Raw genomic sequence first — 22,553 nt, forward strand, 5'->3', positions numbered from 1 at the left:
GGTGCTCTCGTTTTTACAGGGATCAGAGCGCGTCGCGCTCGATCGGGCAGGACATACAGTGGCTACCACCGCGGCCGCGACCTAACTCGGAGCCGGAAACGGTGATGACCTCGACGCCCGCTTTGCGCAGCAGGGTGTTGGTGTGGGTGTTACGCGAGTAGCCCATGACCACGCCCGGTGAGAGTGCCAGCAGGTTATTGCCGTCGTCCCACTGTTCGCGCTCGGACTGCCAGGCGTCGCCGCCAGTGGCGACAGAGCGCAGCTTGGCCAGGCCCAGCGCTTCGGCTACGACCTCAAGGAAGGGTTTGCTCTCGGTACGCACGTCCAGGCTGCCTTCGCGCTCGCCTGGGCGCAGGCTGTGCACGCGAATCGCGTCGACCATCTCGGGAAAACAGGTCACCAGGTCCACATCGCAAAAGGTGAACACCGTGTCCAGGTGCATAGCCCCGCGCGACTTGGGGATCTGCGCCGCCAGCACGTGGGTAGCACTACCCTGGGCAAACAAGGCGCGGGCCAGTTGGCTGACGGCCTGCGGTGAGGTGCGCTCGCCCATGCCGATTAGCACCACGCCATTACCCAGCGGCATCACATCGCCGCCCTCCATGGTCGCACCGCCATGATCGACGTCGGGGTCACCCCACCAGGTCGTGACCTTGCCGGCAAACAGCGGATGGAAGCGGTAGACCGCAGCGGTCAACAGGGTTTCCTGGCGGCGGGCGGGCCAGAACATCGAGCACAGCACCACGCCTTTACCGATCCAGCAGCTGCTGTCGCGGCTGAACAGGGTGTTGGGTAACGGCGGCAGGAGAAAGTCGCTGGCGGCGGCATAGCGTGCCAGCAACCCTTCGGGCTCAAACGGCAATTCTGCGCGGGCCAGGCCGCCGATCAGGTGTTCAGCCAAACGCATGGGGGGCAGGTCTTCTAGCCAAGGACGCAGCTGTTGTGCCAGCTCGGCATCAACGGTGCCTGGGGCGAGTTTGCGATCCAGTAGCCAGGTGCGTGCCTCTGGGTTGGTCAGGGTGGTAGCCAGCAGATCATGCAGCTCCAGCACCTCGACATCGCGGCTGAGCATGGCATTGGTGAAAGCGTCGTGATCATTGCGCGCCTGACCGACCCAGAGCACGTCGTCGAACAGTAAGTCGCGGCAATTGGCCGGGGTTAGCCGTTGCTGCGCCAAGCCGGGGCGGCACACCAGTACACGGCGCAGGCGGCCAATTTCAGAATGCAAACCTTGGGTCGTCATGACATTGATTTCCTGTTTACAAATACGCGATAGATGAAGGGCTTACAGCCCGAGTCGACCCATGATCAGCAGCGTGGCGGCTACACCGGCCAGTACCACCAGCGTGGCCAGAATGGCCCACTCCCAAGGGGTGAACACACGTTCCTGACGCTGGCGCTTGGCCCAGGCGTAGAGCACCACCCCGGGGACATAAAGCAGGGCGCTTAGCAGCAGGTACTTGAAGCCGGCGGCGTACAGCAGCCACAAGCAGTAGACCGTGGCCAACGCCGCGATGGGCACGTCAGCACGCTGGATGGCCGCTTTGACACCCTCTCCACGCCAGGCCAGCAACAGGCCGTAGGCCGCGCTGAACAGGTAGGGCAGCAGAATCATCGCCGTGGACAGCGAGATCAGCGCCAGATAAGACGCCTTGGAAAACAACGTCAGAATCAGAAACAGCTGCACCATGCCGTTGGTTAGCCACAAGGCGTTGGCCGGCACGTGCTTGTCGTTGGTCTGCCCCAGCCACTTCGGCATCACGCCGCCGCCCGCTGGAGTGAACAGGGATTCCGCTGCCAGCAGCATCCAGGCCAGGAAGCCGCCGCCGACCGAGACAATCAGGCCGACATAGATCAGTACCGCGCCCCAGGTGCCTACAGCGTCTTCCAGCACGCCGGCCATCGATGGGTTTTTCAGGCCGGCCAGCGTCGGCTGGTTGAACACACCCAGTGATAACAGCGACACCGACATCAATAGCAGCAGGCAGATCAGAAAGCCGATGACCGTGGCGCGGCCCACGTCTTCACGCTTGCGCGCCCGTGCCGAATACACACTGGCGCCTTCAATGCCGATAAACACCCAGACCGTAACCAGCATGGTGCTCTTGACCTGATCAAGCACCGAGCCGAGGCTGGCATCGCCCCAGAAGTTAAGACTGAAGGTTTCCACCTTGAAGGCCATGGCCACCAGCGCGATAAACAACAGCAGTGGCACGATCTTGGCCAGCGTGACCACCGCATTCAGCACCGCAGCGCCTTGAATACCGCGCAGCACCAGCAGGTGGATGACCCACAGCACGACCGAAGCACCGGCAATAGCCGCTGGTGAATTACCTGTGCCGAACACCGGGAAGAAGTAACCCAGCGCACCGAACGCCGCCACCAAATAGCCGACATTTCCGATCCAGGCGCTGACCCAGTAACCCCAGGCCGAGTTGAAGCCGACGTACTCACCTGAAAGTGCACGGGCGTACGCATAGACGCCGTTGTCGAGCTCGGGTTTGCGCATGGACAGCATCTGGTAGACCCGCACCAGCAACAGCATGCCGATGCCGGTAATGGTCCAGCCAATCAGAATGGCGCCGGCGCCGGCGCCGGCAGCCATGTTTTGCGGCAGACCAAAGATACCGCTGCCGATAATCGAGCCGACTACCAGCGCCACCAACAGATTCAGACCTAGCTTATGAACAGGCTCTGCTGCGGGCTGTGTGAGGTCTTTCGGTGCTGCACGTGCTGTGACTTCTTTGGCGTCCGTGCCACTCATACTGCCTCGTCCGTTGTGACCTGCGCATGGCTCAGCTCTTTGACCTTGGCCTGCAGCGTGTCGGCGATGCTTTGCGCTTCAGCGGTCGTAGTACCCGCTTGCAGGTGCAAGGTTATTTTCTTGCCGGTATTTACCTTGCCGGGAACACTGACCGGCTCACACACAATGCTGAGTGGCAGCTCATCGGGCTCATGCGCGGTGGGCGCAAGCTCCCTTACGATGTAGCGATAGACGTCGGAATAGGGCTGGTTCATAGCAGGTACCTGTGCAGGGTTTAGCTAGCCGCAGCGTTTAGACCGAGGGTTAGCCTGGCTTGTCTAAGCAGTCTCTGCGCCGTTCCTTGCGCTGTCTGTTCGACAGCGAACAGAGTGCTGGCAGGGCTATGGCGTGGCAGCGTCGCTTGGCGCTAACGCATCGAAGCCGGCGATCACATCAAAAAGCTCTTCGTCGATACCGGCTTGGCGTAACTGGTGAAAATTGGCCTGCAGTTCCTGCAGCAGTTCGCCGATGTTGCGATCGGCGCGCTGCATGGCGGCGAGACGGCTGGCGTTTTCACTGGCAAGTGACTCAGCACAGGCTCGAAACAGCGAGACAAACAGGTGCTCACGAATAAAAGCGCTCAATGCCTGTCGACTGTGGCCCAGCACCTCTGGTAGCTGCGCTGTAGGCCAGGGTTGCGTGGCTAGTCGGCGCTGCCAGCTTCCGTCGAGCGGTAGCAGGCGCTGGCTTACTGGGGCGTAACCGCCCGCGTTTGGCCGGTTATAGAACAGCATCAGCGTTGCCTCTTGGGCGTAAGCCGACGCCGCACTGTCCGGGAGCTGAACCTTGAGCAGCAGCTGGCCGACCAGACGGGTGATCAGCTCCACCGATCCCGGCACTAAAAATACGCTTTCGGGTGTCAGGCCCGCATCGACGAGCCGCGCCTGCACGCGCTCGCCGACTGCCCAGACCTTCAGCGTCGGCTTAGCCGGCGCCAGCTGCGCCAGTGCATGCTCGACCACCACTTCGTTGAAGCGGCCCACCAAGCCCTGGTCGGAGCCGAACACGATGGCGTGTACCACGGCGTCATCGGCGCGTGCTGGCGGGGAGGGTGCTGGTGCACCTTCGGCGGCGATCGAGCGCAGGCAGACGCTGAGGCCAAGTTCGACCGTATGCGCGTAATCGGCGAGTGCGGCCACCGAGCGCTCATATTGGCCAATGGCTGACGCAGCTGAGGCCTTCATGGTGCGCACCACGGACTTGAGGTCCCCGGCGCTACCAATCTGCCGGCGTAGCGCAGTCAGGCTAGTGGCCATCAGTGTGGTGTGTCTTTACTGTCGAGTGCTGGCGCTTCCAAGGTCTTATCGCGATGCTTATTCAACCGTCCAAGTGTGCTCTCCAGCAGGTGCACCATCTTCTGCGCTGCGCCATGCACCGCCTGCTCCAGCGTTGCTGCGGTCTCTGTCACCGCCACCGGTTGGCGACCTTCGAGGCGGGCTTCGAGCATGCAGCGCTGATCGTTCTGCCCACTCTTGTCGCCATTCTCGTCGCTTAAATGTACCTCCAGCCGGGTGACGTGATCGCTGAAGTGTTCCAGCGAATGCGCCAGCGTAGCCCTGAGCTTTGCGGCCAGCGCTTCGTTGCCGTCGATGTGGTTGTCAGTATTGATTTGGATTTTCATGGGGTTTCCTTTTTTGCAGTCTTGGAGCTGGCCTCGGGTGGAGTCGAGTGTGGCTCCGGCCGGGCCAGTAGGGTGGCAATTGCTTGACGGGCTACTTCGGTAACCTGCTGGCGATCAGCGTCGGTTAGCTTTTCGGCATCGGCCAGGCGCTTGCCGAGTTTATCGGGCAGACCATTGGCCGCCTCAATCACTGCCTGCTGGGCGGCCGTCATGTGCTCAAGCGGTACCGGATCGAACAGCGCCGCGTTCAACGCCAGAAGGATGGCGATTTGTGCGGGCACCGATACCGGCGCGAACTCGGCCTGGCCCAGGCAAGCGCGAATACGTTTGCCGTGGTCGATGGATTGCCGAGTGTCTTCGTCCAGCCGTGCGCCGAAGCGGGCGAAGGTTTCCAGTTCCTCGAACTGCGCATAAGCCAGCTTGAGATCGCCGGCTACCGCGCGATAGGCGGCGCGCTGCGCCTTGCCGCCCACCCGTGAGACCGACTGGCCGACATCGATGGCCGGCAGTACGCCCAGCTCAAACAGCGAGGGCGACAGGACGATCTGCCCGTCGGTGATGGAGATCAGGTTGGTCGGGATATAGGCGGAGATATTCTGCGCCTCGGTCTCGATGATCGGTAGCGCGGTCAGCGAGCCACCCCCACGCTCGGCATTTAAATGGGTGGCGCGCTCTAACATGCGCGAGTGGATGTAGAAAATATCCCCCGGAAAAGCCTCGCGCCCCGGGGGGCGCCTTAAAAGCAGCGACAGTTCGCGGTAGGCGCGAGCGTGGTGGGTGAGGTCGTCATAGACGATCAACACGTCGCGCCCGGCCTCCATAAAGTATTCGGCAATACTGGTGGCCGCATATGGCGCAATATAGGCCAGGCCGGGGGCTTCGTTGCCCTCGGCTACCACCACGACGGTGTAGGCCAGTGCGTCTTTCTCGCGCAGCGTGGCCACCGCTTTGGCCACCGCCGAGGCGCGCTGGCCGATGGCACAGTACACGCAGAGCACGTCCTTGCCGCGCTGGTTGAAGATGGTGTCGAGGGCGATGGCCGTCTTGCCGGTCTGGCGGTCGCCGAGGATCAGCTCGCGCTGGCCACGGCCAATTGGGATTAGCGCGTCGAGTACCTTGAGGCCAGTTTGGAGTGGTTCCGTTACGGGGGCGCGGTCCATGATCGCCGCCGCCGGCCGCTCGATGGGTAGGCGTGTACTGGCCGCTACTCGGCCCAAACCGTCTAACGGGCGGCCCAGCGGGTCGATCATGCGGCCGAGCAAGGCCTCGCCCACCGCCACGTCCATTACCCGGCCGCTGCGTTGCACCTCCTGGCCTGCCTGTAGGTGTGCGTAGTCGCCGAGTAACACCACATCAACGCTGTCTTCGTTGAGGTTGAACGCGATGCCAGACAACCCCCCAGGAAACAGCAGCAGCTCCTCGAAGCTCACATGTGGCAGCCCGTGAATGCGCGCGATGCCGGTGGAGACGCTGGCGATGGTGCCCACTTCGCGCGGCAGCAGTTGCGGTTCAAAGGCGTGCAGGCGCTGCTGAATACCCGCGAATGCGCCTGTATAAACGCTGCGTAGCGGGGTGTTATCGGCATTCGCAGTGTTCATGCGGCCCCCGTCGCAGTGGACGATTCGTCCAGTGCAGATGACAACTCACTCAGGTATCCGGCAATACTCCACGCCAGCTTCTGCCCTTGCGCACTGAATTCGATACCGCCGACTAATTCAGGTGCGGTCTCAAACGTCAGTGCAATCGCTTGACCAAAGGTGTCGTCCAGCGCGGACTGGATCGCTACTTGCTGCGCGACTGGCAGGTCGAAGGCACTGCGCAACAGGGCGGTCGCCGATTCGTCAGTGGCTTTGAGTGCTGTGTTCAGTGCGGCCAGCGTAGTGGCATCGGCAGCCCGCAAACGTTGGATAAACACTGTGCAGGCCTGTTGTTCCAGGCTGACATCGGCGAGGTCGCGCAGCACGCGGCGGGAGATGTCGAATACCTGCTGCTGGGTGTGGCGAACGATCTCGGCATGCAACTGCTGAGTGTCCGTCAGCAGTGCCTTGGCGCGTGCTGCGCTGGCGGTGTCGGCAGCTTGGCGTGCTTCAAGCCGTAGACGCTTGCCTTCAGCCGTTGCGGCGTCCGTGGCCTGGCGCAGCAACTCGGCACGCTGCTCGTCGAACGCCTGGTTCTTTTGCTCGAACACGTGCTGTTGTTTGTGGGCCTCAGCCTTGGTCGCGGCAGCGTCTGCCAGCTGCGCGGCGATCTTTTGTTCGCGCGCAGCGATGGCGTTTAGCACCGGTTGGTAGAGGAAGCGTTTCATCAACCACACCAGGATGATGAAGTTCAGCAGCTGTGCGCCGACGGTGAACCAGTCGATAAGCATGGCTTACTTGCCTGCGGCCTGGGCGGCAGCAGACAGTGCGGCATTCCAGAATGGGTTGGCGAAGATCAGAATCATCGACACCACAAAACAGTAGATGGCAGTGGACTCGATCATCGCCAGGCCGACGAACAGCGTACGGGTGATGGTGGCGGAGGCATCGGGCTGCTGGGCCAAAGCGGTGAGCGCGACGGATACCGCTTTGCCCTCAGCCAATGCAGGGCCCATGGTGCCGAAGCCCGTGGTCAGCCCCGCCATGACAATGGAGGCAATGGCGATCCAGGTGAGAGCGTCCATAAGCATTAGGTACCTTTTTGTGGGTTGATTGGGGGCGCAGCGGCTCAGGCCTCTGGCTTCGTGAGGGGGGGGCTGGTGCGGGTGGCCGCGGCGATATAGACCGCCGCTAGAATGGTGAAGATGTAGGCTTGAACCATGCCGGTGAGTAGCCCCAGCAGGGTCATCACGATGGGGAAAACAAAGGGTGTAATCGACAGCAGAATGGCGATGATCATCGCCCCGCTCATCATGTTGCCGAACAGGCGCACCGCCAGCGCCAGGGTTCGCGACACTTCACTGATCAGGTTGAAGGGCAGCATGATTGGCGTCGGTTGCATGTATGACTTTAGGTACGCCAGCAGGCCCTGACTCGAAATACCGAATAACGGCACGGCCACCAGTACGCACAGGGCCAGGGCTACGGTGGTCGACAGTGATGCGGTGGGTGGCTCGAAGCCGGGAATCACCGTGGCCAGCGCTGCAGCGGCGACAAACAGGAACAGGGTGCCGAGAAAGCTCAGATAGCGACGTGGGTTCTGCAGGCCGACATCCTTGATCTGCCCCATGATCGCGGTCACCACTATTTCCAGCAGGTTCTGCCAGCGTGACCGTTCATGGCCAGTAGCCAGGCGCCGAGTAATCAGCGCGGCACCCAGCACCAGCACCGCCATCAGCGCCCACGTAAACAGGATGGTGGCGTTCAGTTTAATAAAGCCGTACTGCCAGAAAATCCAGGCATCGGGGGTCAGACGCATGGCGGTTCTCCGTACGTGTTAAGGGCTGCTGAGTTATCGGTCAGGCGCAAGACAATTGCGCGCGCCAACACAAACCCCAGTAGGCACAGGCCCAGCCGCAGCGGTTGTCCCGCGCCCACGGCGTAGAAGCCGCTCAGCACGATGGCGGTGCGCAGTAGCAAGCTGGCGATAAACCAGCGCGCAGGTGTCGCCGACGCTGCGCCTCTACGCACCGTCCACCAGAGGCCGCCGAAGAAGATCACGCCCAGCGTGCCGCCGACCAGTAACGCGGCCAGCCAGGTGATCCAGTTGCCGTATTCAGGCATCGTCGTCCTCCTGCTTGGTGTGCATGGCTCGATCTTCCTGGGAGACCCAATGCCAGGCGTTCAGACAGCCGATGGTTAACCCTGCCATCAGCAGGGCCAGCGTCCAGGAGCGACCTTCGGGGTAGTGCTGGTCGAGCCACAGACCAAGCCCTGCACCGAGCAACGTCGGTACGACCACTGACCAGCCGATCAGGCCGATCATGCCGAGGCCGAACCAGACCCCCGGCGTGCCGCTGCGACGTGCTTTGAGTTTGCGTGCTGCTTTGGCGCCGACCTGCTGCGCCAGGGTGGGCTCGTCAGGCGCTGCAATGGGCGGTTTACGCTTAGGCTGCTGGCTCATGACGAACGCTCGCGCAGCGAGGCAAAGCGTTGCATAAAGCCGCTTTCCAGCTTGGTCAGCGATGCGCGCAGCTGTTGTTCTTGGGCGTCCTGGCTCAGAAACTCCTGCTCGACTGCGTCGCGCAGGTGCGCAAGGTCAGCACCGCGTAGGGCATGCCGTACGGAAATCACCACGTCCGGCCCCGTCTTGACCAACACGCCTTCGTCCAGCGCCAGAAATACTTCGCCCTGGATTGCGCTCTCAAAACTGAGGATGCCGGGTACCAGCGCTGCGGCGCAGTCGAGCCGCTGCGGCAGCAAACCAAACGCGCCCTGCGCCGTCTCGACCACGATGCTCGACACCTGCGTTTCTTGGGCAAATACCTCGAAGGGCAGCAGCACCTTAAGCGTCATCGACGACATGGGCTTGCTCCTTGGCGTTTGGCTGCTCGGGCTTGGCGGTGGCTTTCGCCTTGACGGTGGCTTCATCTATCGTGCCAATCATGTACAGCGCGCTCTCGGGAAGATCCTTGAACTCATCCGCGAGGATGCGCTCGCAGCCGTCCAGTGCGTCTTGTAGGCTGACCAACTTGCCGCTCATATTGGTGAACTGCTCGGTGGTGAAGAATGGCTGGGTCAGAAAACGCTCCAGCCGCCGCGCACGCGCCACGACTTTACGATCATCGGGTGAGAGCTGTTCCAGCCCGAGCATGGCGATGATGTCTTTTAACTCAGCGTACTGTGCCAGCGTACGGCGGATGGCCTGCGCGATTGCATAGTGGTGCTCACCGACGATACCCGGCGTGACCATCTTCGAGCTGGACTGCAATGGGTCAATGGCAGGAAATAGACCTTCACTGGCGCGTTTGCGCGACAGCACGATAGATGCCGAAAGGTGGCCAAAGGTGTGCACGGCGGCCGGGTCGGTAAAGTCATCAGCCGGCACGTACACCGCCTGCAGCGAGGTGATTGCGCCGCTGTCGGTATTAGCGATGCGTTCTTCCAGCGCCGCCAGCTCGGTACCCATGGTCGGCTGGTAACCCAGGCGTGAGGGCATCTGCCCCATGAGGCCGGAGACTTCTGAGCCTGCCTGGATAAAGCGGAAGATATTGTCGATCAGCAGCAGCACATCGCGGTGCTCGTCATCGCGGAAGTACTCGGCCATGGTCAGCGCCGCATGGCCCACGCGAAAGCGCGCGCCAGGCGGCTCGTTCATCTGGGCGAAGATCATCACCATATTGGGCAACACGCCGGCTGCTTTCATCTCGCGATGCAGTTCTTCGCCTTCACGCGAGCGCTCGCCAATGCCGCAGAAGATGCTCACACCCTGCTGGTGGCCGACCATGTTGTGGATCATTTCGGTCAGCAGCACCGTCTTGCCAACGCCAGCGCCGCCAAACAGACCGGCCTTGCCACCGCGCTCCAACGGTGTGAGCACGTCGATGGCTTTGATCCCGGTTTCGAATATTTCTGACTTGGTTGAGCGACGTACCAGCGGTGGCGGTTGGCTGTGCACCGAGCGCCACTGCGCATTTTCGAGTGCAGGCTCCCGGTCGACGGTGTTGCCAAATACATCAAACATGCGTGAGAGGATTTGCTTGCCCACTGGTGCCAGCAATGGCCCACCCGTGTTTTGCACCGGCATACCGCGTGCAAGCCCTTGGGTTGGCGTTAGGGCGATACCGCGAACGTGACGCTCATCGCGTTGGGCCAACACCTCGATGGCCACATGGTTGCCATCACCGGCGCGGAGCAAGGTGTGAATGGGCGGCAGCGCACCATCGAAGCGTATATCGATAACACTGCCACGGACCGAAACGATCATGCCGACGTTTGCCGCATGCGTTTTGACCTCAGCTCGGCGCTCCGTCATGCCAGGTACTCTCATCAAGTTTGCGTGCACGAAGTCACGGCTGAGCAGCTCAGGCATGCATCACGCCATGACGGCTTCTATCGTGCCTGCAGCTGTAACGGTTCACCGTGCGCTAGCGAACACAGGCTGCGTCACAGTGGTCAAGGGCAAGGCATTTAATGTGTATCCGGCCCCACCATGAGGCATTCGGTCTAAACGCAAGCCGCTTATTTATCCCAAGAGCCAGCACGGTGGTTATTACTCGGGAGGGTTGAGCACAGCGGGTTAATTTGCGTGGGGCGGTTGGGTCATTGGTACTTCATCGTTATGCTCTGCACCACTACCAAGCCAGTGGGTGAGCAATGTTCAAGTCAGTGCGGACAGTAAGACTTCTGTTGTTTCCCATGCTTTTTCTGCTCGGTGCTTGCGCCAGTGGGCCGCAGTTGTTGCCGGAAACCAAGCGGCTGCCTGAGCGGGTTGAGTTGGCAGATGTGCCGTTTTTTCAGCTCAGTGATGCCCAAGGTGGACCTTCGGCATTGGCGGCGTTGCTCAACCATCATGGTGTGATTAGCAGCCCTGGTTTGGTGGATGAGCGCATGCAACAACTGGCCAAAGAGCAAAGCCCGCAGGCAGGGCTTGAGGCGGTAGCGCGGTCTTATGAACTGTTGGTTTATCCCTTGCCCGGTAATTTGGACGCCCTGATGCAGCAGGTATCTGCGGGGCACCCGGTGCTGGTGATGCAAGATCGCTTATTTGGCGGGCCTGGTTCGCAGTTTGCTGTGCTGGTGGGTTATGACCAGCGCGAGCGCACACTGGTTCTGCGCTCAGGCAATACTCGGCGCTGGTACACCAGTTTTGCCAGTTTCGATGATGCTTGGGGCGAAGCGGGGCGTTGGGCGGTACTGGTTCAGCCGACGAATCAACTACCCGCGCAGCCGGTTGAGCAAGTCTGGCTGCAGGCCGCCCGAGATCTGCAGCAGCAGGGCAGAGGCGAGGCTGCGCAGCGTGCGCTGCGCGCAGCACAGCAGACATGGCCGGATGCAGCCCTATAACGGGCTGTTAGCAAGGCTATTGGAAATGCAAAACGGCACCTGAGGTGCCGTTTTTGTTTGCGCCACTGATTTTAGATGCCCAGCTTGTCACGCAGGGTGTAGTACCAAGCGCCCAGAGCACTAAACGGCACTTGGAACAGGCGACCGCCCGGGAATGGGTAGTGCGGCAAATCAGCAAAGGCATCGAAACGTTCGGCCTGACCACGCAATGCCTCAGCCAGCACCTTGCCGGCCAGATGGGTGTAGGTCACGCCGTGGCCGCTGCAACCTTGCGAGTAATAGATGTTGTCGCCCAGGCGACCGACTTGTGGCAGGCGCGAGAGGGTCAGCAGGAAGTTGCCGGTCCAGGCGTAGTCGATCTTCACATCTTTCAATTGCGGGAAGGCTTTGAGCATATTGGGGCGAATGATCGCTTCGATATTTGCCGGGTCGCGTGCACCGTAGACCACGCCACCGCCAAAGATCAGGCGGTTATCCGCACTGAGGCGGTAGTAATCGAGCAGGTAGTTGCAGTCTTCAACGCAGTAATTTTGCGGTAGCAGGCTCTTCGCCAGCTCGGCAGACAGCGGCTCGGTGGTGATTACTTGGGTGCCGCATGGCATCGACTTGGCCGATAGTTCGGGGATCAGGTTCCCTAGATAGGCGTTACCGGCCACCACTACGAACTTGGCTTTAATTCGGCCGTTGGGAGTGTGCACGACAGGATTGGCGCCGCGCTCAATGCGAATAGCTGGGGACTGCTCGTAAATCACCCCGCCGAGCAACTCGACTGCAGCGGCCTCACCGAGTGCTAGGTTGAGTGGATGGATATGACCGCCACTCATATCGAGCATGCCGCCGGCGTAAATGTCGGTACCCACGACTTCTTGTATGCGCTTGGCGTCCATCAGCTCAAGCTGGGTGTGACCGTAGCGCTCCCAGAGCTTTTTCTGCGACTCCAAGTGCTTCATGTGCTTAGGTGTATTAGCCGCGAATACACCACCGTCCTTAAGGTCGCACTGGATGTTGTACTTGGCGATACGTTCGCGAATGATGCGGCCGCCTTCGAATGCCATATCGCCCAGCAGCTGTGCCTGCTTGGGCGCGCAGCTGCGCTCGATCACATCGATATCACGGCTGTAGCTGTTGACGATCTGGCCGCCATTACGGCCTGAGGCACCGAAGCCAACTTTGGCGGCTTCGACGATGCTGACCTTAAAGCCATTTTCTAGCAGAGCGATGGCTGTCGACAGTCCGGTGTAGCCGGCGCCGACAATACACACGTCAGTCTCGACCTCTCCATCCAGTTCCGGGCGAGCCGGAACCGGATTGGCGGAGGCCGCGTAATAGGATTGTGGATAAGCTGTGTGCGCCATTTTGCAACCTCTGTTCTTTATTTTTTACGGATGAGCAGATGCTACCTGAGTTCAAAATGCCCGGCTAGTAGCCTTTACGAAATATAAAACTCGCCACAAAACAGTAAAAAATTCAATTATTCAGGCAGTTAGCGAAAAAAATGTTGACAGTTTTTTTCGCGGTCGTAGAATGCCCACCCATCGTAGGCACGTAGCTCAGTTGGTTAGAGCACCACCTTGACATGGTGGGGGTCGTTGGTTCGAGTCCAATCGTGCCTACCAAATTTGGTAGAAAAAAGGGTCGCTTAGGCGGCCTTTTTTTTTGGGTTCTTGTCAGTAAGCCAGGCTTTCTGCAAGCATTCATGCGGTTAGTTGTTGTTTAAAACCTCCAGTGACTGCGGTTCGGTTTTGGTTAGGCGTACATGCTCCTGCTTCTGTATGGCAGGTTTACCGCCGAATCGCTTACTGGCTCATCCCAACCCATGTGGCCTTTGGTAGAGGTCACCACTAGGAGAGGAGGCGCCATGCCCATCATTACTCTTCCCGACGGCAGTCAGCGTTCGTTCGATCACCCGGTATCTGTACTCGAGGTGGCGCAATCCATTGGTGCTGGCCTAGCTAAAGCTACGGTGGCCGGCAAGGTTAACGGCAAGCTGGTTGATGCCTGCGACTTGATTGATAGCGACGCAACCCTGCAGATCATTACGCCAAAAGACCAAGAGGGGCTCGAAATCATTCGCCACTCGTGTGCGCATCTGATTGGTCATGCGGTTAAGCAGTTGTTTCCTACTGCCAAGATGGTGATCGGTCCGGTCATTGATGACGGTTTTTACTACGACATCGCCTCCGAGCGCCCCTTCACTCTAGATGATGTGGCGGCCATCGAGCAGCGCATGCAGCAGCTGATCGAGACGGATTACGACGTCATCAAGAAGGTAACCCCGCGTGCCGAGGTTATTGATGTCTTCACCACCCGTGGTGAGGATTACAAGCTGCGCCTAGTTGAGGGTATGCCGGATGAGCAGGCAATGGGCCTGTACTACCACGAAGAATACGTCGACATGTGCCGCGGCCCGCACGTGCCCAATACGCGCTTTCTCAAAGCCTTCAAGCTGACCAAGCTGTCCGGTGCTTATTGGCGCGGCGATGCCAATAACGAGCAGTTGCAGCGTGTGTATGGCACGGCCTGGGCGGATAAGAAGCAGTTGGCGGCTTATATCCAGCGTATCGAAGAAGCCGAGAAGCGTGATCACCGTAAAATCGGCAAGCGTCTTGATTTGTTTCATACCCAGGAAGAAGCGCCGGGTATGGTGTTCTGGCATCCAAATGGCTGGACCATTTATCAAGTGCTAGAGCAGTACATGCGTGGCGTGCAGCGCGAAAATGGTTACCAGGAAATCAAGACGCCGCAAATTGTTGACCGTGTGCTGTGGGAGAAATCCGGGCACTGGGGCAACTACGCGGACAACATGTTTACCACGCAGTCTGAAAGTCGTGATTACGCCATCAAGCCGATGAACTGCCCGTGCCATGTTCAGGTGTTCAATCAAGGGCTCAAAAGCTACCGCGAACTCCCGCTGCGTTTGGCTGAGTTTGGCTCCTGTCACCGCAATGAGGCCTCGGGTGCGCTGCACGGTATTATGCGGGTGCGCGGTTTCACTCAGGATGATGCGCACATCTTCTGTACCGAAGAGCAGGTCAAGAAAGAGGCGGCGGATTTCATCAAGCTGACCTTGCAGGTTTACGCTGATTTCGGCTTCAGTGATGTCAAAATGAAGCTCTCAACGCGTCCGGCCAAGCGGGTGGGTGACGATGCGTTCTGGGATCGCGCTGAAGATGCGTTGGCCAATGCGCTGAATGAGGCGGGTCTGCCTTGGGAGTATCTGCCAGGGGAGGGTGCATTCTACGGCCCGAAGATCGAATTCACCCTGCTCGACTGTCTCGGTCGTGCCTGGCAGTGCGGTACGTTGCAGTACGACCCGAACATGCCACAGCGTCTGGATGCGAGCTACGTTTCTGAAGACAACAGCCGAAAAGTGCCAGTCATGTTGCACCGGGCGATTCTTGGATCGTTCGAGCGTTTTATCGGTATTTTGATTGAGCACTACGAGGGTGCATTCCCTGCGTGGCTCGCGCCGACTCAGGCTGTGGTGATGAATATCACCGACAAACAGGCCGATTTTGCCCTCGAAGTTGAAAAAACACTCAATCAAAGCGGTTTTCGTGCCAAGTCTGACTTGAGGAACGAGAAGATAGGCTTTAAAATCCGCGAGCATACTTTGCTCAAGGTTCCTTATCTCTTGGTTATCGGAGATCGGGAAGTTGAGACGAAAACTGTCGCTGTGCGTACCCGTGAAGGTGCTGATTTGGGCTCGATGCCCGTCGCTCAATTCGCTGAATTTCTTACGCAAGCGGTTTCCCGGCGTGGTCGCCAAGATTTGGAGTAATCATTATTAAGCGTGATATGAGACAAGATAAGCGAGCTGCACCGAAGGCACCGATCAACGAGAATATCTCGGCACGTGAGGTACGGTTAATTGGCGCTGAGGGTGAGCAGCTCGGGATTGTGTCAATTGAAGACGCGCTTCTTAAGGCCGAAGAGGCCAAGCTGGATCTGGTAGAGATTTCTGCCGATGCAGTGCCACCTGTTTGTAAGCTGATGGACTACGGTAAATCGATCTTCGAAAAGAAGAAGCAGGTTGCTGCCGCTAAGAAAAACCAGAAGCAGATTCAGGTTAAAGAAATCAAGTTTCGTCCAGGGACGGAGGAAGGGGATTACCAGGTAAAACTACGCAACCTGGTACGTTTCCTTAGTGAGGGGGACAGGGCCAAGGTTTCATTACGATTCCGTGGCCGTGAGATGGCCCATCAGGAGCTGGGCATGGAGCTGTTGAAGCGAGTTGAAGCTGACTTGCTTGAATACGGCGCCGTTGAACAGCATCCAAAGATGGAAGGACGCCAGCTGATCATGGTCATCGCCCCCAAAAAGAAGAAGTAACCACCAGGGCACGGCAGGCCTTACGGTTATGTTTATCAACTGAATGCGGAGTATCCGAACATGCCAAAGATGAAAACTAAGAGTGGTGCAGCCAAGCGTTTTCTCAAAACCGCTAATGGCTTCAAGCACAAGCACGCTTTCAAGAGCCACATCCTGACCAAGATGTCCACTAAGCGTAAGCGTCATCTGCGCGGTAGCACCATGGTGCACCCGTCTGACGTGGCAAAAGTGGCGCGCATGCTGCGCGTTCGTTAATCGGTCAAGATAGAGGAAATTACTCATGGCTCGTGTTAAGCGCGGCGTTATCGCTCGCAAGCGTCACAAAAAAATTCTGAAACTCGCTAAAGGCTACTACGGCGCACGCTCACGCGTGTTCCGCGTTGCCAAGCAAGCGGTAATCAAGGCAGGCCAGTACGCCTACCGTGACCGTCGTCAGAAAAAACGTCAGTTCCGCGCTCTGTGGATCGCTCGTATCAATGCTGGTGCTCGTGTTAACGGTCTGTCTTACAGCCGTTTCATTGCCGGCCTGAAAAAAGCGTCCATCGAGATCGACCGTAAGGTACTGGCTGATCTGGCAGTGAACGAAAAAGCGGCGTTTGCTGCGATTGTCGAGAAAGCGAAAGCCTTACTGGCTTAAGTCCCCGACAGTCACCGGGCTCGCCCGGTGCTAAACGTCACCAATAGGGGAAGAGCCTTCAAGCTCTTCCCCTATTTCGTATCTGGAGTCTGTAAATGGAAAATCTGGATGTGCTGGTCTCGCAAGCGCTTGAGGCCGTTAGCCACACCGACGATGTGAATGCTCTTGAGCAGTTACGGGTTCACTATCTGGGCAAGAAAGGCGAATTAACTCAGGTGATGAAGACCCTGGGTAATCTGTCGGCAGAAGAGCGTCCGCAAGCGGGTGCACTGATCAATGCTGCCAAGGATAAAGTTCAGGATGCTCTGAATAGCCGCAAAGAAACACTGGAGCAGGCTGCGTTGAGCGCCAAGCTCGCGGCTGAAAAAATTGATGTCACTCTGCCAGGGCGCGGGCAGGTATCGGGTGGTCTGCATCCGGTCACCCGTACGCTGGAGCGTGTGGAGCAATTCTTCACTCGGATAGGCTACGGCATCGCCGAAGGCCCCGAGGTCGAGAACGATTACCATAATTTTGAAGCGCTCAATATCCCGGGGCATCATCCGGCGCGGGCGATGCACGATACTTTTTATTTCAATGCGAACATGTTACTGCGCACCCATACCTCGCCGGTGCAGGTGCGTACCATGGAATCGCAGCAGCCGCCGATCCGCATTATTTGCCCAGGCCGCGTATACCGCTGCGACTCCGATATCACTCACTCGCCGATGTTCCACCAGGTCGAAGGCCTGCTGGTCGACGAGAATGTGAGCTTTGCCGACCTCAAGGGCACCATTGAAGAATTCCTTCGCGTGTTCTTCGAGAAGCCATTGGGCGTGCGCTTCCGTCCGTCCTTCTTTCCGTTTACCGAGCCCTCGGCTGAAGTCGATATGCAGTGTGTGATGTGCAGCGGCAAAGGTTGCCGCGTATGCAAGCAGACCGGCTGGCTGGAAGTGATGGGCTGCGGCATGGTTCACCCGAACGTGCTGCGCATGTCTGGCATTGATCCAGAAAAATACTCCGGCTTCGCCTTCGGTATGGGGGTTGAGCGTTTAGCCATGCTGCGCTACGGCGTCAACGATTTACGACTGTTCTTCGATAACGACCTGCGGTTCCTGGCGCAATTTCGCTAGGGCCGCACGACCGTAACCGATCAGTTTTAGGAGAGCAGGATGAAATTCAGTGAACAGTGGCTGCGTAGCTGGGTAAACCCGGAGGTTTCCCGTGATGAGCTGGTGGCGCGCCTGTCCATGGCGGGCCTCGAAGTAGATAGCGTGACCCCGGCTGCCGGGGTATTCAGCGGCGTGGTGGTGGGTGAGGTGCTCAGCACTGAGCAGCATCCGGATGCCGACAAGCTGCGTGTGTGCCAAATCAGCAATGGCGCGGAAACCTTTCAGGTGGTGTGTGGCGCGCCTAACGTGCGGCCCGGCCTGAAGATTCCCTTCGCCATGATCGGTGCCGAACTGCCGGGCGACTTCAAGATCAAGAAGGCCAAGCTGCGCGGCGTCGAGTCCAACGGCATGCTCTGCTCGGCCTCCGAGCTGCAGATCAGTGAAGAAAACGATGGTCTGATGGAACTACCGAGCGACGCGCAGGCGGGGCAGGATATTCGTGTTTATCTCGAGCTGGACGATGCCAGTATCGAGGTCGACCTGACGCCGAACCGCGGCGACTGTCTATCCTTGGTGGGCCTGGCCCGTGAAGTCGGTGCCTTGTACGACGCGCCTGTTGCTCGTCCGCAGATTGCTGCGGTTGCGCCGAGTCATGATGATGTACGCCCGATCGAGGTGTTGGCGGCGCAAGCCTGCCCGCGCTACCTCGGACGCGTGGTGCGTAACGTCGATCTGTCCAAGCCAACGCCGTTGTGGATGGTCGAACGTCTGCGCCGCGCCGATGTCCGCAGCATCGATGCCGCGGTGGATATCACCAACTACGTAATGCTTGAGCTGGGTCAGCCGATGCATGCCTTCGATCTCGCGGAGATCAATGGCGGCATCCGTGTGCGCATGGCCGAGGAGGGCGAGAAGCTGGTGCTGCTCGACGGGCAGGAAGTCAGTCTGCGTGCCGACACCCTGGTCATCGCCGACCACAATCGTGCACTGGCGATTGCCGGCGTGATGGGGGGTGAGCATAGCGGCGTGAGCGCAAAAACTTGCGACCTGTTTCTGGAAAGCGCCTTTTTCGACACCATCGCGATTGCCGGCAAGGCACGTTCCTATGGCCTGCACACCGACTCTTCGCACCGTTTCGAACGTGGCGTAGATTGGCAGCTCGCGCGTGAAGCCATGGAGCGGGCCACTGGATTATTGCTGGCAATTATCGGTGGTGAGGCCGGTCCGATCATTGAGGTCGTTGATCAGCATCAATTGCCGAGCGTCGCCCCGGTTACCCTGCGGGTTGAGCGCATCGAGCAAATGCTCGGATTGAAAATGGACGATGCAGAGATCGTCCGTTTGCTGGCAGCGTTGGGACTGGGTGTCAGTGCTAGTGGTGAGGGGCAGTGGCAAGTGACAGTTCCCAGTCACCGCTTCGATATCAGCATCGAGGTCGATCTGATTGAAGAGCTGGCGCGCCTGTACGGCTACAACCGTTTGCCGGTGCGTTATCCGCAAGCGCGCCTAGCACCGCAGCCAAAGGCGGAGGCGGGTGTCGAGTTGCCGGCGCTGCGTCGTTTGTTGGTGGCACGGGGTTACCAGGAAGCCATCACCTACAGCTTTATCGATCCCAAGCTGTTTGAGCTGTTCAATCCTGGTGTTGAGCCGCTGATGCTGGCGAACCCTATCTCTGCAGATATGGCGGCGATGCGGTCTTCCTTGTGGCCGGGTCTGATCAAGGCGCTTGAGCACAACTTGAATCGTCAGCAGTCGCGTGTACGCCTGTTCGAAAGTGGTTTGCGCTTTGTGGGTCAGCTCGAAGGTTTGAAGCAAGAGCAGATGCTGGCAGGTGTGATTTGTGGGGGGCGCTTGCCAGAAGGCTGGGCGCATACTCGTGATGATGTCGACTTCTATGATGTGAAGGCTGATGTTGAGGCTTTACTAGCCAGCGCGGGCGCGGGCAATAGCTTTGCTTTTGTACCAGGCGAGCATGCCGTACTGCATCCGGGGCAAACGGCGCGCATCGAGCGTGAAGGGCGCGTTGTGGGGTTCGTTGGTGCCATTCATCCTGAGTTGTCGAAAGTGCTAGGCTTGGACCAGCCAGTCTTCATGTTTGAGCTGGTGTTGGGCGAAATCACTCAGGGTGTTATGCCGAAGTTTCAGGAGCTTTCCAAGTTCCCTGAGGTGCGTCGTGATCTGGCCGTCCTAGTTGATCGCGGTGTGTCAGCGCAAGACTTACTTGGTCTTGTTCGTGAGGGTGCAGGCGAGTGGTTGACTGACCTCAAGCTATTTGACGTGTATCACGGTAAAGGTATTGATCCTGATAGAAAAAGCCTTGCCGTTGGCTTGACCTGGCAGCATCCATCGCGCACTCTTAATGACGATGAGGTGAGTATAACAACGCAAAATATTCTCACCTCCCTGGAACAAAGGTTCAACGCCACGTTAAGGAAGTAGCGTATGGGGGCTCTGACGAAAGCTGAGATGGCAGAACGTCTGTATGAAGAGCTGGGCCTGAATAAACGGGAAGCCAAGGAGTTGGTTGAGCTGTTCTTTGAAGAAATCCGCCAAGCGCTGGAGCTCAATGAACAGGTCAAGCTCTCGGGGTTCGGTAATTTTGATCTGCGCGATAAGCGCCAGCGCCCCGGTCGCAATCCAAAAACAGGAGAGGAAATTCCGATCACGGCTCGTCGTGTGGTGACTTTCCGTCCAGGCCAGAAACTTAAAGCCAGGGTCGAAGCGTATGCTGGAACCAAGTCATAACGACGAATTACCCGTCATACCCGGCAAACGCTATTTCACCATTGGTGAAGTAAGTGAGTTATGCGCCGTAAAGCCGCACGTACTGCGTTACTGGGAGCAGGAATTCCCTCAGCTTAATCCGGTTAAGCGGCGCGGTAACCGCCGTTATTATCAGCGCCAAGACGTGCTGATGATTAGGCAAATACGGGCACTGCTGTACGATCAAGGCTTTACAATCGGTGGGGCGCGCCAACGCCTCTCCGGTGATGAAGCCAAAGATGACAGCACTCAATATAAGCAGTTGATCAAGCAGATGATTACTGAGCTTGAAGACGTTCTTTGGGTGCTCAAAAAATAGTCGATTTATTCAAAAAGGTTCCATATTTCAAAGCCTTAATGTATAGTTGGTGGTGTTTTAGGGAGATCTATAAAATAGATTGACGCCTAGTCGGGGCGTAGCGCAGTCCGGTAGCGCACTAGCATGGGGTGCTAGGGGTCGAGTGTTCGAATCACTCCGTCCCGACCAAATAACCCTAGAAAATCCAATCACTTAACGGTGGTTGGATTTTTTTATGGGTTAAGGTTTTCGTTCTCTGTTCAGATTTTTGCGTTTTGGTCACCGTTGGGTCACCGTTAGCCCTAACCTGTCTTTTGCCCTGCAGGTCTCCTCATTGATCTGCCATGTTGAACACCGATGTGCAGCGTGGGCTCTCAGCTAACTCTCCCAAGACGCAATACGAAAAATCTCTCGGCAGGCTTGCCAATCTTGTTCCCGATTGTCTTACCTCGCCGGGATGGTCGGCAGTGGGTAGAGCTGCATCTATTGATATAGCTATTAACTATTTATTCAAGTAATTCGATAGTGGCAATCGCTAATCCTGCTCAGCATGGACTTCCAGCAGGGGCCAAGTAGAACGGTTAAAAAATACACATCACGTACTTGGTATGAGTTCAACCAACCAGGTACCCACCATGAGCAATCGTAAGACCTATACCCACCTTTCCCAATCCGACATTGCCCTTCAAATTGAGTCACTCGTCCAGGCTATCGAGAAGACCGACACACCTGCATTTCGAATCACGCAAAGCCGCTCAGGCTACGAGCGTGTAGAGGCGACCAGTCTGTCCCGCTACTTTACCCACATCAAGCAGATGCTCGACCTGTGTGACGATGATCGAGTCGAGTACAGCTACAGCGAACACCTGCAAGCATTCAAGGAGGTCTGCCAGGACATTCAGCTTCAGCGTCATCCCGATGGGCCTGTTTGCCTGAATGAACGAGGTGCGGTGTACCTGGATCACCACCACAGCATGAACGTACTGACAGCACGGATTCGTCAATTGACCCGTCAGCAACGGTATCAGCGCAGGCCTGGTGATCGTCGCTTTGAGGCCCGTAAGCAGGAGAGGGAGATAGTGGAGTACACGGATGCTGTAATGAGTCTTTACTCCCGCACCACGATAATCAGGCTGGATCTTTACTACCGTCCTGAAGCTCAAGCCAGGCTCCGAGTCGAGCATGTCCTTGATGATGTCGACGCCTTGATCGCCAAGCACAGTCGTCATTCGATCTTCGAGCACCTTATAGGCTACATCTACTCGGTGGAGCAGGGGGATCGCAATGATGGAAGGGGCTTCCACATTCATGCAGCCTACTTCTTCAATGGCAACCAGGTATGCCGCGATGTCTGGAAAGCCATCGAGATCGGGGAGCTGTGGGAGGACATCACGCGTGGCCAGGGCTATGCGCACAGCTGCAACCATGACAAGGGTCAATATGGCGACAAGTGTGGCATCGGCCATATCCAGAGAAGTGATCAGGCTATACGGCCTCATACCCACATAACTATGAAGTACTTAGCCAAGGATGATCAGCACCTGCGCCTGAAGCCGGGAGGAGCTCGATGCCTGCGTAAGGGTAATCTGAAACGTCTCCGTTTCTGAGAAACGACTGTTTCCAACAGAATCAGCCGGGAGCGGCAATTCGGACTCCAGCGGGTTATGTGATCAACCGATAGCGACGCAAGAGACACTTGTTTAAGGAAGGCCAAGACTCTCTAAATCAGCGGGATTGAAGAACACAACGAGACGCCCCATGGCAAGTTGTGACGGAATCACTTCTCGAGCGAAGATGCTAGACAACCGCTTAAAATCGAACATGAGCCGTGGATCATGTGAGTAACTGAATGCTCTGGAGATGGATGCTAGCGGTTCAGGGCTCCCGCAGGGTCTTCGTCCATCTAGAGTCGAGAGCGTCAAGAAGCCCCTTATCGTCTTCAAAAGTATTTCCCTATATCAAGCCTCAGCTCAGGCTGGCCGTTTTTTATATCCAAGTGCCTGGTCACTCTGTGTTGGCCCAGCGGCCGCTCTTGTCCGCTAGCTACCGGTTATTGCTGGTGTGCTAATCACATGGGTTTTGACT

24 protein-coding genes and 2 tRNA genes are annotated in these 22,553 nt (G+C 57.9%); 12 read left to right on the top strand and 14 right to left on the bottom strand.

Annotated features, from left to right (window positions below; all coding sequences use genetic code 11):
• Positions 1 to 22: 22 nt before the first annotated feature.
• From arcA to atpD, 13 genes are all read right to left on the bottom strand, one after another.
• On the bottom strand, positions 23 to 1,243 hold the full coding sequence (gene arcA, locus BMZ32_RS09175; protein WP_090241679.1) for an arginine deiminase: 1,221 nt from the start codon (positions 1,241 to 1,243) through the stop codon (positions 23 to 25).
• A 42-nt stretch (positions 1,244 to 1,285) separates the two neighbouring features.
• Entirely contained in the window at positions 1,286 to 2,764 is a 1,479-nt protein-coding gene (gene arcD, locus BMZ32_RS09180; protein WP_090241680.1) for an arginine-ornithine antiporter, read from the bottom strand.
• Positions 2,761 to 3,018 carry a hypothetical protein gene (locus BMZ32_RS09185; RefSeq protein ID WP_090241681.1) on the bottom strand — a complete coding sequence of 86 codons (258 nt, stop codon included), beginning with the start codon at positions 3,016 to 3,018 and terminating at the stop codon, positions 2,761 to 2,763. The genes arcD and BMZ32_RS09185 overlap by 4 nt, the downstream gene beginning before the upstream one ends.
• Positions 3,019 to 3,144: 126 nt before the next feature.
• Complete coding sequence (locus tag BMZ32_RS09190) at positions 3,145 to 4,059, bottom strand: F0F1 ATP synthase subunit gamma (protein WP_090241682.1); 915 nt, start codon at positions 4,057 to 4,059, stop codon at positions 3,145 to 3,147.
• Complete coding sequence (locus BMZ32_RS09195) at positions 4,059 to 4,424, bottom strand: HPF/RaiA family ribosome-associated protein (RefSeq protein WP_090241683.1); 366 nt, start codon at positions 4,422 to 4,424, stop codon at positions 4,059 to 4,061. Before BMZ32_RS09195 ends, BMZ32_RS09190 begins: the two co-directional genes overlap by 1 nt.
• The gene (locus tag BMZ32_RS09200; RefSeq protein WP_090241685.1) at positions 4,421 to 6,022 is read right to left on the bottom strand and encodes an alternate F1F0 ATPase, F1 subunit alpha; all 1,602 of its coding nucleotides are present in this window, start codon (positions 6,020 to 6,022) and stop codon (positions 4,421 to 4,423) included. Before BMZ32_RS09200 ends, BMZ32_RS09195 begins: the two co-directional genes overlap by 4 nt.
• A complete protein-coding gene (locus BMZ32_RS09205) occupies positions 6,019 to 6,792 on the bottom strand; it encodes a F0F1 ATP synthase subunit delta (protein WP_090241687.1) in 774 nt (257 codons plus the stop codon). Before BMZ32_RS09205 ends, BMZ32_RS09200 begins: the two co-directional genes overlap by 4 nt.
• 3 nt (positions 6,793 to 6,795) lie before the next feature.
• Positions 6,796 to 7,086: a F0F1 ATP synthase subunit C gene (locus BMZ32_RS09210; protein ID WP_090241689.1), complete on the bottom strand. Its 291-nt coding sequence runs from the start codon at positions 7,084 to 7,086 to the stop codon at positions 6,796 to 6,798.
• 44 nt (positions 7,087 to 7,130) lie between these two features.
• Complete coding sequence (locus BMZ32_RS09215) at positions 7,131 to 7,820, bottom strand: F0F1 ATP synthase subunit A (protein ID WP_090241691.1); 690 nt, start codon at positions 7,818 to 7,820, stop codon at positions 7,131 to 7,133.
• Positions 7,811 to 8,125: an ATP synthase subunit I gene (locus BMZ32_RS09220; RefSeq protein WP_090241692.1), complete on the bottom strand. Its 315-nt coding sequence runs from the start codon at positions 8,123 to 8,125 to the stop codon at positions 7,811 to 7,813. The genes BMZ32_RS09215 and BMZ32_RS09220 overlap by 10 nt, the downstream gene beginning before the upstream one ends.
• On the bottom strand, positions 8,118 to 8,465 hold the full coding sequence (locus tag BMZ32_RS09225; RefSeq protein WP_090241693.1) for an AtpZ/AtpI family protein: 348 nt from the start codon (positions 8,463 to 8,465) through the stop codon (positions 8,118 to 8,120). The genes BMZ32_RS09220 and BMZ32_RS09225 overlap by 8 nt, the downstream gene beginning before the upstream one ends.
• Positions 8,462 to 8,866, bottom strand: coding sequence for a F0F1 ATP synthase subunit epsilon (locus BMZ32_RS09230; RefSeq protein ID WP_208598705.1), 405 nt, complete (start codon positions 8,864 to 8,866; stop codon positions 8,462 to 8,464). Before BMZ32_RS09230 ends, BMZ32_RS09225 begins: the two co-directional genes overlap by 4 nt.
• Positions 8,847 to 10,316, bottom strand: a complete 1,470-nt coding sequence (atpD, locus tag BMZ32_RS09235; protein ID WP_090242092.1) for a F0F1 ATP synthase subunit beta — start codon at positions 10,314 to 10,316, stop codon at positions 8,847 to 8,849. The genes BMZ32_RS09230 and atpD overlap by 20 nt, the downstream gene beginning before the upstream one ends.
• A 383-nt stretch (positions 10,317 to 10,699) precedes the next feature.
• On the opposite strand from atpD, the gene BMZ32_RS09240 reads away from it, so the two are divergent.
• On the top strand, positions 10,700 to 11,347 hold the full coding sequence (locus tag BMZ32_RS09240; RefSeq protein ID WP_090241694.1) for a PA2778 family cysteine peptidase: 648 nt from the start codon (positions 10,700 to 10,702) through the stop codon (positions 11,345 to 11,347).
• 71 nt (positions 11,348 to 11,418) lie between these two features.
• Here the strand turns inward: BMZ32_RS09240 and BMZ32_RS09245 are convergent, their stop codons facing one another.
• Positions 11,419 to 12,702 carry an NAD(P)/FAD-dependent oxidoreductase gene (locus BMZ32_RS09245; protein WP_090241695.1) on the bottom strand — a complete coding sequence of 428 codons (1,284 nt, stop codon included), beginning with the start codon at positions 12,700 to 12,702 and terminating at the stop codon, positions 11,419 to 11,421.
• A gap of 184 nt (positions 12,703 to 12,886) precedes the next feature.
• On the opposite strand from BMZ32_RS09245, the gene BMZ32_RS09250 reads away from it, so the two are divergent.
• The 11 genes from BMZ32_RS09250 to BMZ32_RS09300 all read left to right on the top strand — a co-directional run bounded on the left by BMZ32_RS09250 (position 12,887) and on the right by BMZ32_RS09300 (position 22,075).
• A tRNA-Val gene (locus BMZ32_RS09250) sits at positions 12,887 to 12,963 on the top strand.
• Positions 12,964 to 13,205: 242 nt separating this feature from the next.
• Complete coding sequence (thrS, locus tag BMZ32_RS09255) at positions 13,206 to 15,128, top strand: threonine--tRNA ligase (protein ID WP_090241696.1); 1,923 nt, start codon at positions 13,206 to 13,208, stop codon at positions 15,126 to 15,128.
• Complete coding sequence (infC, locus tag BMZ32_RS09260; protein ID WP_208598711.1) at positions 15,128 to 15,679, top strand: translation initiation factor IF-3; 552 nt, start codon at positions 15,128 to 15,130, stop codon at positions 15,677 to 15,679. The genes thrS and infC overlap by 1 nt, the downstream gene beginning before the upstream one ends.
• 60 nt (positions 15,680 to 15,739) lie before the next feature.
• Positions 15,740 to 15,934: a 50S ribosomal protein L35 gene (gene rpmI, locus BMZ32_RS09265; RefSeq protein ID WP_090241698.1), complete on the top strand. Its 195-nt coding sequence runs from the start codon at positions 15,740 to 15,742 to the stop codon at positions 15,932 to 15,934.
• Between the two features lie 25 nt (positions 15,935 to 15,959).
• Positions 15,960 to 16,316 (top strand): 50S ribosomal protein L20, encoded by a 357-nt coding sequence (gene rplT / locus BMZ32_RS09270; protein ID WP_090241699.1) that lies wholly within the window; start codon positions 15,960 to 15,962, stop codon positions 16,314 to 16,316.
• 95 nt (positions 16,317 to 16,411) lie between these two features.
• Positions 16,412 to 17,428, top strand: coding sequence for a phenylalanine--tRNA ligase subunit alpha (pheS, locus tag BMZ32_RS09275; RefSeq protein WP_090241700.1), 1,017 nt, complete (start codon positions 16,412 to 16,414; stop codon positions 17,426 to 17,428).
• A 39-nt stretch (positions 17,429 to 17,467) separates the two neighbouring features.
• Entirely contained in the window at positions 17,468 to 19,846 is a 2,379-nt protein-coding gene (gene pheT, locus BMZ32_RS09280; RefSeq protein ID WP_090241701.1) for a phenylalanine--tRNA ligase subunit beta, read from the top strand.
• Between the two features lie 3 nt (positions 19,847 to 19,849).
• Positions 19,850 to 20,152, top strand: a complete 303-nt coding sequence (ihfA, locus tag BMZ32_RS09285; RefSeq protein ID WP_003243414.1) for an integration host factor subunit alpha — start codon at positions 19,850 to 19,852, stop codon at positions 20,150 to 20,152.
• Positions 20,133 to 20,489, top strand: a complete 357-nt coding sequence (locus tag BMZ32_RS09290; protein WP_090241702.1) for a MerR family transcriptional regulator — start codon at positions 20,133 to 20,135, stop codon at positions 20,487 to 20,489. Before ihfA ends, BMZ32_RS09290 begins: the two co-directional genes overlap by 20 nt.
• Positions 20,490 to 20,580: 91 nt before the next feature.
• Positions 20,581 to 20,657, top strand: a tRNA-Pro gene (locus BMZ32_RS09295).
• Between the two features lie 446 nt (positions 20,658 to 21,103).
• Positions 21,104 to 22,075, top strand: a complete 972-nt coding sequence (locus tag BMZ32_RS09300) for a YagK/YfjJ domain-containing protein (protein WP_090241703.1) — start codon at positions 21,104 to 21,106, stop codon at positions 22,073 to 22,075.
• Positions 22,076 to 22,553: the final 478 nt, after the last annotated feature.

The sequence above is a fragment of the Pseudomonas guineae genome (genome assembly GCF_900113745.1).
In the GTDB taxonomy this organism is placed as follows: domain Bacteria; phylum Pseudomonadota; class Gammaproteobacteria; order Pseudomonadales; family Pseudomonadaceae; genus Aquipseudomonas; species Aquipseudomonas guineae.